General features: G+C 61.2%; 12 protein-coding genes. 5 read left to right on the top strand and 7 right to left on the bottom strand.

Annotation, left to right across the window (positions count from 1 at the left end):
- The first annotated feature begins 370 nt into the window (after nt 1-370).
- The 5 genes from ACIQ3Q_RS21325 (at nt 371) to ACIQ3Q_RS21305 (ending at nt 4,201) form a co-directional block, all read left to right on the top strand.
- Nucleotides 371-673, top strand: coding sequence for a hypothetical protein (locus ACIQ3Q_RS21325; RefSeq protein WP_396271248.1), 303 nt, complete (start codon nt 371-373; stop codon nt 671-673).
- Nucleotides 674-869: 196 nt separating this feature from the next.
- Nucleotides 870-1,322 (top strand): hypothetical protein, encoded by a 453-nt coding sequence (locus ACIQ3Q_RS21320; RefSeq protein WP_396271247.1) that lies wholly within the window; start codon nt 870-872, stop codon nt 1,320-1,322.
- A gap of 211 nt (nt 1,323-1,533) precedes the next feature.
- Nucleotides 1,534-1,953 (top strand): hypothetical protein, encoded by a 420-nt coding sequence (locus ACIQ3Q_RS21315; RefSeq protein ID WP_396271246.1) that lies wholly within the window; start codon nt 1,534-1,536, stop codon nt 1,951-1,953.
- A 67-nt stretch (nt 1,954-2,020) separates the two neighbouring features.
- On the top strand, nt 2,021-3,196 hold the full coding sequence (locus ACIQ3Q_RS21310; RefSeq protein WP_396271245.1) for a PstS family phosphate ABC transporter substrate-binding protein: 1,176 nt from the start codon (nt 2,021-2,023) through the stop codon (nt 3,194-3,196).
- Nucleotides 3,197-3,259: 63 nt separating this feature from the next.
- Nucleotides 3,260-4,201 carry a GSU2403 family nucleotidyltransferase fold protein gene (locus ACIQ3Q_RS21305; protein ID WP_396271244.1) on the top strand — a complete coding sequence of 314 codons (942 nt, stop codon included), beginning with the start codon at nt 3,260-3,262 and terminating at the stop codon, nt 4,199-4,201.
- Between the two features lie 75 nt (nt 4,202-4,276).
- On the opposite strand, the gene fabB is transcribed toward ACIQ3Q_RS21305, so the two are convergent.
- The 7 genes from fabB to ACIQ3Q_RS21270 all read right to left on the bottom strand — a co-directional run bounded on the left by fabB (nt 4,277) and on the right by ACIQ3Q_RS21270 (nt 12,324).
- Nucleotides 4,277-5,491 carry a beta-ketoacyl-ACP synthase I gene (fabB, locus tag ACIQ3Q_RS21300; RefSeq protein ID WP_396271243.1) on the bottom strand — a complete coding sequence of 405 codons (1,215 nt, stop codon included), beginning with the start codon at nt 5,489-5,491 and terminating at the stop codon, nt 4,277-4,279.
- Nucleotides 5,491-6,069: a 3-hydroxyacyl-[acyl-carrier-protein] dehydratase FabA gene (gene fabA, locus ACIQ3Q_RS21295; protein ID WP_396271242.1), complete on the bottom strand. Its 579-nt coding sequence runs from the start codon at nt 6,067-6,069 to the stop codon at nt 5,491-5,493. Before fabA ends, fabB begins: the two co-directional genes overlap by 1 nt.
- A 66-nt stretch (nt 6,070-6,135) precedes the next feature.
- A complete protein-coding gene (locus ACIQ3Q_RS21290; protein WP_396271241.1) occupies nt 6,136-7,404 on the bottom strand; it encodes an alpha-amylase family glycosyl hydrolase in 1,269 nt (422 codons plus the stop codon).
- Nucleotides 7,405-7,434: 30 nt separating this feature from the next.
- A complete protein-coding gene (locus tag ACIQ3Q_RS21285) occupies nt 7,435-9,396 on the bottom strand; it encodes an alpha/beta hydrolase family protein (protein ID WP_396271240.1) in 1,962 nt (653 codons plus the stop codon).
- The gene (locus ACIQ3Q_RS21280; protein WP_396271239.1) at nt 9,396-10,100 is read right to left on the bottom strand and encodes a DUF6445 family protein; all 705 of its coding nucleotides are present in this window, start codon (nt 10,098-10,100) and stop codon (nt 9,396-9,398) included. The genes ACIQ3Q_RS21285 and ACIQ3Q_RS21280 overlap by 1 nt, the downstream gene beginning before the upstream one ends.
- Nucleotide 10,101: 1 nt before the next feature.
- Complete coding sequence (locus ACIQ3Q_RS21275) at nt 10,102-11,631, bottom strand: tryptophan halogenase family protein (protein ID WP_396271238.1); 1,530 nt, start codon at nt 11,629-11,631, stop codon at nt 10,102-10,104.
- Nucleotides 11,632-11,745: 114 nt separating this feature from the next.
- On the bottom strand, nt 11,746-12,324 hold the full coding sequence (locus tag ACIQ3Q_RS21270) for a TonB-dependent receptor domain-containing protein (protein ID WP_396271237.1): 579 nt from the start codon (nt 12,322-12,324) through the stop codon (nt 11,746-11,748).
- Between the last annotated feature and the right edge of the window lie 116 nt (nt 12,325-12,440).

The following is a 12,440-nucleotide window of genomic DNA, read 5'->3' as shown; positions in this document are numbered from 1 at the left end:
AACCATCGAATTCCTCAACGCGCCCTCAACCACCAGACCCCCATCGAGGCCCTGAAAAAATGGCACGCCTCACACCCCAAGCTCTTCACAAAACGTGTGAATGATCTCCCGGGGCTTGACACCTAAGGATATCAAGGCTGGCGGCTACCTGATGGATGTGGGGCGCTTCGCTAATGCGCTGTGGCACTTGTCGTTCATGTACTAGTTTGCACTGGGGCAGCATGTGGCGGGTGCGCTTTCTGCCTTGTATGCCGAGCATCGGACTGACCTGGATTGACCAATAAGCTGTAGTCCAATGCGGCTGACTGGCAATCAAGGTGACTTGAATTCTGGTCACTGAAGTCAAGATCAGGCGAGAGGGTCCTTTGGCATGACGAACGATGACCTGACACAAGAAGCAACGTTGCGGCTCTCAGCAGGGCACCTGCTTGTCGTGTGGGATGTCTTGGCAAACAAGGTCGCTGAGACCGGCTTTGTCGACGTGCTGACCGACGAGGAGAAGCAAGCCATCTGGGCCCTTCAAGACTTGTGCGAGCGCGGCCTGATCGATGCAGGTATTGCTGCGAGGCCGCAGGACGAATGGGAGGCGCTGATGCATGTGGCCAGGGCGCATGTCAAGTCGGTCCCGGTAGAGTGTTTGAATGACGATCCAGCCAATGCGATGACGAAGTAGGTCATTACTGCGGACCGCAAGGCCTGCCAAGCACTATGCCCTCGCTTACCTCATCAGCGCCCGCAGCCAGTCATCCCATTCAACTAAGACCCCAAAATTTTTACCGCGAGCAATGAACTCTGCCTACCTTGTAAAGACAGAAAGCTGCTATGCCGCGATCTGTGACGAAGGCTCACCAGTGAATAGGCTTGGGTTCATGGACATTGAGTTCGATGCGGCAAAGAAGCTTGCACTTCAGGAGGGGATGGAAGATTTCTTCAGCTTGTTCATCTTCAATGACCGGTTGATGCATGCCGCCAGTCAGGGAGCTTTGCTCTCTTGGACATTGCTGTTTGACGGTGTTTTTCGAGCAGAGGCGCAGGTCACACCGCAACTTCAAGCGCAAGCTACTGAAACTGGGCATCTTGGATCATCGGTTTTCGCCGGTACCTTGGCCTGCCCCACAGGTAGATTGATCGTTACTTGCTTGTCCCGGTTAGGAGAACTCCACCAGCCAATCATCGAGGTTGAGCCAGGGATCTATCAAGTCGTAGTGGAACGCGATGAAGATGCTGAATTCGAGCATTCACACATCGAGTCGCTGGCTCGGTATCCTGTTGGGCTAGACCCGGATTGGAGCATTAAGCTCAGTCGAGTTGGCTCTGTATGAGAGAGGTGGCCACGAATGAGTGTTGGGCCGCGCGAGCGACGAGCGAGCTGGGGTCAGGTTATGCCTTCTGCCCCAAATGGCGCTATCGTGAAAGCAACCTCGGGCCTCAGGACACGATGGGCAGACTGAGATAGCCGTACGGGCGCTCGATTCCCTGACCTCCGCGTTATGCTTGATACTGAAAACAAACAAACATACCGGGAGGACACCGATGCAATACCTCGTCATTGTGGGCGCATTGTTTTTCGCTGCGCTCGTTTTGCCTTTGCAGGCCAGTTTGGTCCTGCTCATGGGCTTTATCGTGATCACCTCCATTGTGAGGATGTTCACCAAGCTGGTGGTGGATGTCGAGGTCACCGCCGGCGAGGCCGCCAAAGCGGTCAGCATTGCCTTTGCGCTGCTGGGCGTGGCGCTGTTTACTTTGCTCAGTTTTGTCAAGGGCACCGGCGTTAGCAGTTTCCTCGGCCTTTCTGTCTTGTCCGTGCTGGCTGCTCTGATGCTGTGCTACTCGCTGGGGTTCAAGATCGGCCTGCGGATTCCCCTGCTTCCGGCCATGATCGTGGCGGGCCTGTCTACGGTCGTCTCTGCAGTGGCGCTGTATCTCCTCAAGCGCGTGATGAATGCAGCATAGGCGCGGTCTTGGTGGGCCAGTTATCTGACCGTGTTGAGTAGCGTTTAGGAGCGACAGCATGTGGGGCTTGAGTCAACGACCTCTCTGGGTGCGCGTGCTGGCCGGTGCGGTGTGGCTGGCGGGTTTGGGCATGCTCTGGTTCATCTGCCTGATCGGCTTCGTGTTCTCGGGTGGCGGTGTGTTGCCCGGCGCCTGGGTCTATCCCTTGGTCGGGGCGGCCGCAGGCCTGTTCACGCTGGCTTTCTTCATGCAGCGGTGGCGCAAATGGACGGCAGTTGCGGGCGCGGCCGTGGCCCTTGCTGCCATGGGCTGGGCAGGTTGGACCGAGCGGCAAGAGCGCCGCGAGGCCGCCTACCTGCGCATCAGCGCGGCCGAGCCCCAGATGCACACCTATCGGCCCCGGCCCGACAACCCGCGCTTGGCCCGTTTGAATGGCCCGGCCTCTTTGCAGATGGGGGCAGAGCAGCTGCCGCGCATGGACGGCGCCACGGCGCTGTATCTGCTGTATGCGGCGTTCACGGCGGCGGTGTGGCCCACGGTGGCGCCTGAGGTGTTGGCTGAGCGGGTTCAGGTCAACAAGACCTCGGTGGCTTACGAGCGGCTGTTGGCACGTCAGACGGACATTGCCTTTGTGGCCGGCCCCAGCAAGGCGCAGCGTGCCAAGGCCAAGGATGCAGGGCTGGACTTGCACCTCACCCCGATTGGGCGCGAAGCCTTTGTGTTCTATGTGGCGGCTGACAACCCGGTGCGCCAATTGAGCAGCGCACAGATCCGCGACATCTATACAGGCAAGATCACGGACTGGGCGCAAGTGGGCGGGCGTGCGGGCAAGATCATCGCCTTTCAGCGCCCGGAGGGCAGCGGCAGCCAATCCATGTTGCAGAAGATCATGGGCGAGACGCCTTTGATGCCCGCGCTGACCCACCATGTGGCGCAAAGCATGGGCGGTGTGGTGCAGCAAACCCGCGACTACACCAACTACCCCGGCGCCATCGGCTATTCCTTCCGCGTCTTTGTCACTCAAATGCTTCAGCCCGGCGGCATTCATCTGCTGTCGGTGGATGGGGTTGCGCCCACACCCGCCAGCATCGGCGATGGCAGCTATCCCTACAGCACCGAGTTCTATGCCGCCACGCTGGGGCCACCGCAAGGAGATGCCAAGCGCTTCATCGATTGGATTCGCTCTGAGCAGGGGCAGACGCTGGTGGAGCGGACGGGGTATGTGAGTTTGCCGGTACGTTGACGATTAAGTGATTGATTTAAAACGATTCACCGTATAAAGTTAGAAAATGAAATTCGTACGGTGATGCTCTACCTCCCTCTGTCTGACAACGCAGCACGCCAGGCCATTGATGCCACGGCCATTTTTCAGGAATGGCGCGTGGCACAAGGGGCGGCAGCGCGTTTTTCGGGCGGCATGTACTTCAAACGCGAGGGTGACTACGAATACCTGGTGCGTACCCGTCCAGACAATCGGCAGCAACGACTGGGGCGGCGTGACCCAGCCACCGAAGCTCAGTGGGCCGCGTTCACCCAGGGCAAGCAGCACGCCCAAGAGAGACTCACGGCCTTAGCGCAAGCGCTGCGCGAAGCCGAGCGCATGAACAAGGCACTGAAGGTCGGGCGAGTGCCGACCCTGGTGGTGAACCTGCTCAACGAGCTGGAGCGCTCAGGCTTGGCACCTTATTTCACCGTGGTGGGCACACACGCCATGTACGCCTATGAGGCTGCCGCATCCGTGCGCTTACAGGCGGCGGCCTTGGCCACCCAAGATGTCGACTTGCTATGGGATGTGCGCAAGCGGGTGCAGTTCTTCAGCACCATGGATCAACTCGACACCTCTGTGTTGGGCGTGCTGCAGCGCGTGGACCCCAGCTTCAGGCGGATGGAGGGGCAGTTGGAGTCCGCCATCAACAACCGAGGCTTTGCGGTCGATTTCTTGCGGCGTATGGCGCAGGCGGATGACCCACACCCGGTGCGCTTTTCAAGTAACGAGGACGACCTCTGGCCCGTTCAAGCCAAGCAGGCAGAGCAGTTCTTGCAAGCCCCTCGCTATGTAGTGCCGGTGGTGTCTGTCACGGGCCGCATGGCCCTGATGAGCACGGTGAAGCCCAGCATTTTTGTGGCGTTCAAACGCTGGTTGTCCGAGCTGGCGGACCGGCCTGTGGCTAAGCGGCGGCGCGACCGTTTGCAGGCGGATACCGTCCAACACATGTTGGATGAGAGTCTGCTGCTGGATGCCGCATAGCCCTGAGCTGCCAAGAGCGTGCCTCAAGAAAAAGCCGCCCCGAGGCGGCTTTGCTCTATCGGGCGTCCAGACCCATCAACCCGCAAACTTGCTGAACACCAGCGTCGCATTCGTGCCGCCAAAGCCAAAGCTGTTGGACATCACGGTACTGAGCGGGCCGTCATAGCGCTCGCGCAAGATGGGCAGGCCTTCAGCGGCTGGGTCCAACTGCTCGATGTGGGCCGAGGCGGCGGCGAAGTTGTTTTGCATCATCAGCAGGCTGTAGATGGCTTCTTGCACGCCGGCGGCGCCCAGGGAGTGGCCGGTCAGGGACTTGGTGGAGCTGATGCGCGGCACTTTGTCGCCAAACACGGTTTTGGCGGCGCCCAGCTCGGCCAGGTCGCCCACGGGGGTGGAGGTGCCGTGAGCGTTGATGTAGTCCACGGGGGTCTTCACGGTGGCCATGGCTTGCTGCATGCAGCGCACAGCGCCTTCGCCGCTGGGGGCCACCATGTCGTAGCCGTCAGAGGTGGCGCCAAAGCCCACCAGTTCGGCCAAGATGGTGGCGCCACGGGCTTGGGCGTGCTCCAGGCTTTCCAGGGCCAGCATGCCGCCACCGCCAGCGATGACAAAGCCGTCGCGGGTGGCGTCAAAGGCGCGTGAGGCGGTGCTTGGCGTCTCGTTGTATTTGCTGGACATGGCGCCCATGCCGTCAAACAGCAGGGACTGCTCCCAGCTTTCTTCCTCGCCGCCGCCTGCAAACATCACGTCTTGCATGCCCCAGGCGATCAGTTGCGCGGCATGGCCGATGCAGTGGGCGCTGGTGGCGCAGGCCGAGGTGATGCTGTAGTTGACGCCCTTGATGGCAAAGGGCGTGGCCAAACAGGCCGAGACGGTGGAGCCCATGGTCTTGGTGACCATGAAGGGGCCGACGCGCTTGATGCCCTTCTCGCGCAGGGTGTCCGCTGCCAAAACTTGGTTGGCGCTGGAGGCGCCGCCCGAGCCCGCCACCAAGCCGGTGCGTGGGTTGGAGACTTGCTCAGGCGTCAGGCCGCTGTGCGCAATGGCTTGCTGCATGGCCAAGTAGGCATAGCCTGCGGCCTCGCCCATGAAGCGGTACTGGCGGCGGTCAATGACTTCCTCAAGTTTGAGGTTAGGGCGGCCGCTGACCTGGCTGCGCATGCCTTTCTCGGCATAAGCAGGGTTGAACTGGATGCCCGAGCGGCCTTCGCGCAGGCTGGTGGTGACTTCGTCGGCGTTGTTGCCAATGCTGGAAACAATACCCAAACCGGTGACGACAACGCGGCGCATCAGAAATTATCCGTAGAGGTGAACAGGCCCACCTTGAGGTCGGTGGCGGTGTAGATCTCGCGGCCGTCGGCATACATGTGGCCGTCGGCAATGCCCATGACCAGCTTGCGCTCGACCACGCGCTTGAGGTGCAGCTTGTAGGTCACGGTCTTGACGCTGGGCAGCACCTGGCCAAAGAACTTGACCTCACCTGAGCCCAGGGCGCGGCCACGGCCCGGGTTGCCCCGCCAGCCCAGCCAAAAGCCCACCAACTGCCACAGCGCGTCCAGCCCCAAGCAGCCGGGCATGACGGGGTCACCCTCGAAATGGCAGCCAAAGAACCAGAGGTCGGGGTGGATGTCCAACTCGGCCTCGATGATGCCCTTGCCGAAGTCACCGCCGGTGTCGTCGATGCGGACGATGCGGTCCATCATCAACATATTGGGCAAGGGTAGGCGGGCGTTGCCTGGGCCGAACAACTCGCCACGGCCACAGGCCAGCAGTTCCTCGCGAGAGAACGCGTGGCGTTGCTGCTCACGCAGCGTGGGAGAGAGGGCCACGGGGGCCACAGCGGCAACAGGCAGAGTGGGCTCAGACATGATCTTCACATTAGAGAGATCTCTCGATTATCCCCTGCCGCAGGCCGGTTTCCTGACGGCAGGTGCTCAGGCTGCTGCCGGGGCTGCGGTGATGGCCGACTGCCAGGGGCCGATCTCGGCGTCTTGGCCTTGAAGGCTGTAGCGCTGCGGGGTGGCCGACACATTGACCACCACTTGCACCCAATCAGCGTTTTGCTGGCGTTTAAAAGCAAATACCGACGGATTGCCAGCATCCAGCAGCATGACGGGCGCGCCGTATTGCCCATTGGCCAAGGCCGGGTGGGCCTCTTTGAGGGCGATCAGCTCGCTGTAAAACGCCTGGTGGGGGAAGCCGGCCCAGGTGATGGCGTCCTTCTCGAAGAACGCCAAGCGGCGGTCGAGCTGGCCTTCTTGGCCGCCATAGATCAAAGGCATGCCGGGCAAGGTGAAGCTCAGCACCGCAAAAGCGCCATAGGCCGGGCCATACAGCTCGGCGTCGGTGCCGTGCCAGGAGTTGATGTCGTGGTTGTTGGTGAAGCGCATGCGGTAGGCATGGGCCGGAAAGGGTTTGGCGGTGGGCTGCTTCACCCAGGCGCGCAGAGCCTCGGCCCCGGCCTTGCCGCTGCCGATGGCCTTGAATACGTCTTGCAGGTCCCAGCCATAGGTCATGTCAAAGGCCTGCTCGTGCAGCTCGGGCTCGCTCCACTCGGCCAGCATGAACAAGGGCTTGATAGCGTCTAAGCGGCGCCGGGCTTCGTTCCAAAACGCGGTGGGCACCAGGCCCGCCACGTCGCAGCGGAAGCCGTCCAGGTCGCACTCGCGCACCCAAAAGGCCATCTCGCCGACCATGGCCTCGCGCAGCGCGGCGCTGTCGTAGTTCAGGGCCACCACATCCGTCCAGTACTCCACCTGCGGCGTGCCTTCATTGAAGGTGACCGGGAAGATCTCGCCCTGGGCGTTGAGCTTGTACCAATCTTTATGCTGAGTGGCCCAGGGGTGGTCCCAGGCGGTGTGGTTGGCCACCCAGTCCAAGATGACCTTCATGCCGCGCGCATGCGCCTCTTGCACCAGCGCTTTCACGTCGGCCAAGCTGCCGAATTCTGGGTTGACGGCGGTGTAGTCGGCAATCGAGTAATAGCTGCCCAAGCTGCCTTTGCGCTCTTTCTTGCCAATCGGCTGAATGGGCATCAACCAGAGGATGTCCACGCCCATCCGCTGCAGGCGCGGCAAGTGCGCCTGAAAGGCTTTGAGCGTACCTTCGGCTGTGTACTGCCGAACATTCACTTCATAGATATTGGCCTGCCGCGTCCAGGGCAGGTGGGGCATGTCGGGGGCTTGGGCGGCAAGGGCGGTCATGGGGTGAGGCTGTTCACTGAGCAGCTTGCATCACGGGGACTTCGCAGCCAAGTGCTTGGCCAAGAACTTCTCGACACGGCCCCAGAAGTCCACCTGGGTGGCTTCGTCTCCCCAGTAATGGCCTGCTGTGGGATAGACCCACCACTCCACCGATGGGTTGTGCGGGCGCAGTGCTTCACGCATGCGCTCACCGTGGACCAAGGGCACCCGCTCGTCGCGGCCGCCATAGACCATGAGCAAAGGCTTCTTCAACTCGGCCGCACGCCGCAGCGGGGAGTGGGCGCGCAGCATGGCGGCGTCAGCTTGCAAGTCGCCCATCATGCGCGGCAGGCCATAAGTTTTGGCGGCGTCGGTGATGTCGCTCCACTGCACCGTGTACATCATCTCCGGGTCCGTCACGCCCGCCCAGTTGATGCCGCAGCGGTAGAGATCAGGTTCTTTGATCAGGCCCATCATGGCCGCATAGCCGCCATAGCTGCCGCCGATGATGCAAATGCGCTCTGGGTCCGCCAAGCCCTTTTGAATGGCCCAGCGGGTGACGTCGGTGACGTCGTCTTGCATGGCTTGGCCCCACTGTTTCCAGCCGGCCCTGAAGTGTTTGTCGCCGAAGCCCGTGCTGCCCCTGAACTCGGGCTCTAGGACCAAGTAGCCGCGCGTGGCCAAAAACTGCGTGGGCGCAGACCAGTGCCAATGAGTACCACGCAGCCAGGGGCCGCCATGCACCAAGACCACGGTTGGCAGCTTGGTTTTGTTGGCGCCGGGTGGCAAGGTGACGAAGCTGGGAATGGGCAGCCCGTCGCGGGCGGGGATGCGGTGCAGGTCCATGCTGCCCATGGCCGCAGATTGCAGCTGTGGGTGGCTTTCACCAAACTGGGTCAGCTTGCCGGTCTCGCGCTGGAACATGAAGAAGCGTGGCGGCTTGCGGTCGGAGTACACCTCCACCAGCACCCACGGGCTGCCACCGCGCACGGGGACATCTAAGTTCACCACGCTGTCTGGAAAGGTCTTATCCAGGCGCTCTTGCAAGGCTTGCATGCCCGCATCGCGCCAAACCGTCACCACCGCATCTGCGGTGAATCGGGTCCCCAGCCAGCGACCGTCTTGCTCGATGAAATCGGGGACAGCGACGTCATAGTCTGCGACGGCCAGAAGTGCTTGGGGGCTGACCTGGCCGCTCTGGGTGTCGAGATTGAACAAGCCCTCAAACCCTTTGGCGGATGCCCGAACGAGCAACTGCTCGCCCAGCCAGCGGGTGGGCAAGTAGTTGGGGCTCAGCGCATCTTGGCCGGGCAACTCGCGCCAGGTCTTGTTCTCGCGGATCGACACCGTCAATTGCCCCGCCTTCACGCCTGCAGCCGCTCGCAACTCTAAGGTCTGATCGAAATACCAGGCGGACGCATGGTTGGGGCTGTCGATGTCCACCACATGCCCCGTGCGCGTATTCAGTCGCTTCAGGCGCCTGAAGTCAGCCCCTTCCTTTTTGCTGTAGGCCTCGGTGGTGCTGACGATCAACTCATCCGTGTCCTGGTCAGCCCGGGTGGTCACCACCTGCGTCCAATGAGGCAGCATCTCTACCCCGGTGTCGCCTTCGCGCAGCCAAGAGTTGCCGAAGGTCTTGACCAACTGCTTGTAGCGGCTGCCGTCGACATTGACGGCAAACAGGCCGGGTGCGAACTCCCGGTCTGCCGCCGCGAGGTTCCAGGTGGCCAACGTGAAGGCCACACGCTCATTGCTGACCCAATAGATTTGGCCAATGCCGACCTCGTCGTAGCCTGCCAGTACGGCTGTGCGCAGGGTGCGCAAATCCAAGACCGCCAACTGAGGTGGCTTGCCATTGCGGGCCAGCTTGTAGAGCACGCGGTCGCCAGCGGGTGACAGCACAGGCTCGGAGACCGTGGGTGTCGCAAAAATCTGCTGGGCAGTTTGTGCGTGGCCCATGTTGGGGGCGAGGCAAGCCCAGAGCAGCAGGGTCAAGCAAACGAGTCGGGACATCAAGCGGCACTCCTCTTGCAGCGCATGAACAGGTTAAGGGTCAATCGCCCTTGGGTGGGTTGGTCGCACAGCAGATGCGGTGCGGCGATGGCACTGCCATGGAAGACATCACCGCGATAGAGCAGCAAGCGGTTGAACTGTGGGGCCACGGTGAGCAGATGCTCGAAGTGCTGATTGGCGGCCAGCATGTAGCTGGGCGGCCATCCGGTGTCCACCTCAAAGGCAGCAGCAGTCATCTGCGCCCACCGCGCAATGCGTTCGTTGATGCGCTCGGGCTCGCGCGCCGTGAAGAAGTTGGTTCCTCCCAGCGCTTCTTGCTCAAACAGGTAGAGCACCCCTGCAATGGCCAACTCGCCGGGTTCCGTTTCAAGACGGTCGCGGTGGCAGATTCGCTGTACGGGGGCCAACTGATCAGGCTGGGCGGTGACCAGCGATAAGCGGCCTTGGATGTCCACCACGCGCCGGACGCCGAAATGCTGCTTGGCGGTGCTGCTGAACCAGTCGCGCCAAGGGGCCAAGGCCGCTTGCGGCAGCGGCAGCTCTAGACCGGGGAATGCGTTGGTCTGCGCTTGCAAGAAGGCCTGCCGATGGTGCTGAGCCAGATCGACAAGGCCCGCAGGGTCAGTCAGTAAGTGGTCATAGATCTCAACACGAGCCTCTGTGCCTAAGGGCTCAGAGCGATGACTGACCTTTGGATTGAACATCTCACCTGCGAGGCTTCATGGGGGGGATGTGCGTGGCGCACTCGCTGGCGATGTATTGCGCATGGGTGGGCATCACATCGACGCAGCGACGGATGGTGCTGCGCACATTGTCCAGAAAGTCGATGATTTTCTGCTCAGGCAGGGCATCGACCAAGGGGTGGTAATGGCGGGGAGTAATGTGCTGGCCCAGCATGACTTCCACCCAACTGATCTCAGAGAACAGCTCGGCGTTCTCCCGGAACACCCGGCCATTGGACTTGAAGAGATCGATCTTGTGCTGCAGAGCGTCTGGAACGCTCATGTCGCGGCACTGGCGCCAAAACGCTGTGTCGTCGCGCTCGGTCGCTTTGTAATGCAGGATGATGAAGTCCCGAATGCGCTCGAACTCGAAGTCGGCTTGCCGGTTGAATTCAGCGACATCAGCCTCATCAATGCCTTGGCTGGGGAACAGGTCGGTGAGCCGAGAAATGGTGGACTGGATCAGGTGAATGCTGGTGGATTCCAGCGGCTCCAAGAACCCACTGGCCAGGCCCACGGCGATGCAGTTCTTGTTCCAGATTTTCTTGCGTTTACCCGTCACAAACTTCAGGAGCCGTGGGTCGGCCAGTACCTCCCCGTCCAGCTTACCCATCAGCACATCAAGGGCGGCCTGCTCACTGATATGGCTGCTGCAAAACACATGGCCGTTGCCGGTGCGGTGTTGCAGCGGAATGCGCCACTGCCAGCCTGCGCCGTGGGCAGTGGATCGGGTGTAAGGGGTGAGTGGCTCCACGGAGGTGCAAGGCACGGCCCAGGCGCGGTCGCAGGGCAGCCAATGGCTCCAATCCTCATAGCCGGTCTTCAGGGTCTGCTCAATCAGCAGGCCGCGAAAGCCTGTGCAATCGATGAAGAGATCGCCTTCAATGCGTTGGCCGTCTTCTAGCGTCAAGGCGTCAATGAAGCCGTCCTGCACACGGGTGCTGACGCTGCGGATCTTGCCCTCAATGCGCCGCACGCCGCGCTTCTCGGCATAGCGCCTGAGGTAAGCCGCATAGAGGCCGGCATCAAAGTGATAGGCGTGGGCGATCTCCGCCATCGGCGAGGGACTCAAGTCCTTGCGGGCCCTGAGAAACTTGTTCGCACGGGCCGCTGCAATATTGACGGAGTAGTCCTCCAGTGAGCTGGCCTTGCCCTGGGCGCGCATCTTCAGCCAGTAATGGTGAAAGCGCGTGATGCCAATGTCGGGGCCCAAGGGCCCGAAGCCATGGATGTAGGAGTCGCCTTGGCGGCCCCAGTTGACGAACTCAATGCCGAGCTTGAAGCTGGCCGAGGTCTCACGCATGAACTCGTTTTCGTCGATCTCCAAGGCTTGGTTGTAGACGTTGATGACGGGGATGGTGGCTTCCCCCACGCCCACCGTGCCGATCTCTTCAGACTCCACCAGCACGACATTCCAGCGCTCGCCCAATACCTTGGAAAAGGCTGCGGCAGCCATCCAGCCGGCGGTGCCGCCACCGGCAATGACGATGTTCTTGATCTCTGGCTTGTTCATTCGGCGTCTATCCCCGATGGAGGTGTGGGGCTGATTGTCTCCAAGTGACGGCCTCCACAAAAGAAAAGCCCCCGGCCGCCATGCAGCGACAGGGGGCAGCCAAGCTGCTAGCGCTTAGAACTTGTAGGTCACACCGAACAGCATGGTGCGGCCATACTTGTCGAGCTTGGTCTCGCTGCCGTTGGCGTCGAGTTCACGATAGGGCTCGTTGGTCACGTTGTTGACTTGCAGCAGGAAGTTCAAGCCCTTGGCGGGGCCACTTTGAATTTCATAGCCCAACTGCAGGTCGGTGACGGTCTCAGCATCGGCGTACTTGTACTCGCGGTCTGCGCCGAAGCCTTCGATTTCGGCGATGAACTTCGAGCGGTTGCGTGTGGCCACACGAGCCTGGAAGCCATGCTTTTCGTAGTACGCGGTCAAAGTGGCCACACGGCGCGACAGGCCTGGCAAGGGGCGGGTATCGCCGTCACCGAATGGTTTCACTTTGCTGTCCGTGTCGGAGTAACTCAGGCTGACGCCGAAACCGTCCAGCACCGGTGTCAAGAGATTCAGCGGCACCGAAGTCGCCAACTCAATACCAGTGATCGTGCCACCCTGACCGTTGAACGGGCGGGTGAAGCTGCCGATAGGGCTCGCGGCAGGAGTGCCGGACAAGTTGGGGTAGCCGGTGAAGTCAAATGCCTTGTCTGTCACATCAAAAATATAGGTGTCTAGCTGTCACGTCTCATGTGATCATTGGCCGATTCGAAGCTGGCCGCTACTTCAGGCCAGAGCTGTCCTGAGCGAGTTGCTGGCTTCGATCCCAGAGA

Source organism: Ideonella sp., from assembly GCF_044358605.1.
In the GTDB taxonomy this organism is placed as follows: domain Bacteria; phylum Pseudomonadota; class Gammaproteobacteria; order Burkholderiales; family Burkholderiaceae_C; genus Ideonella.
The sequence above is the reverse complement of the archived record's forward strand: the minus strand, read 5'-3'. Positions and strand labels throughout refer to the sequence as shown.

Excerpts from the sequence above, each read along its gene's own strand:
- ACIQ3Q_RS21325 (WP_396271248.1), top strand. The coding sequence starts at position 371 with ATGACGAACGATGACCTGACACAAGAAGCAACGTTGCGGCTCTCAGCA.
- ACIQ3Q_RS21320 (WP_396271247.1), top strand. The coding sequence starts at position 870 with ATGGACATTGAGTTCGATGCGGCAAAGAAGCTTGCACTTCAGGAGGGG.
- ACIQ3Q_RS21315 (WP_396271246.1), top strand. The coding sequence starts at position 1,534 with ATGCAATACCTCGTCATTGTGGGCGCATTGTTTTTCGCTGCGCTCGTT.
- ACIQ3Q_RS21305 (WP_396271244.1), top strand. The coding sequence starts at position 3,260 with ATGCTCTACCTCCCTCTGTCTGACAACGCAGCACGCCAGGCCATTGAT.
- fabB (WP_396271243.1), bottom strand. The coding sequence starts at position 5,491 with ATGCGCCGCGTTGTCGTCACCGGTTTGGGTATTGTTTCCAGCATTGGC.
- fabA (WP_396271242.1), bottom strand. The coding sequence starts at position 6,069 with ATGTCTGAGCCCACTCTGCCTGTTGCCGCTGTGGCCCCCGTGGCCCTC.
- ACIQ3Q_RS21290 (WP_396271241.1), bottom strand. The coding sequence starts at position 7,404 with ATGACCGCCCTTGCCGCCCAAGCCCCCGACATGCCCCACCTGCCCTGG.
- ACIQ3Q_RS21285 (WP_396271240.1), bottom strand. The coding sequence starts at position 9,396 with ATGTCCCGACTCGTTTGCTTGACCCTGCTGCTCTGGGCTTGCCTCGCC.
- ACIQ3Q_RS21280 (WP_396271239.1), bottom strand. The coding sequence starts at position 10,100 with ATGTTCAATCCAAAGGTCAGTCATCGCTCTGAGCCCTTAGGCACAGAG.
- ACIQ3Q_RS21275 (WP_396271238.1), bottom strand. The coding sequence starts at position 11,631 with ATGAACAAGCCAGAGATCAAGAACATCGTCATTGCCGGTGGCGGCACC.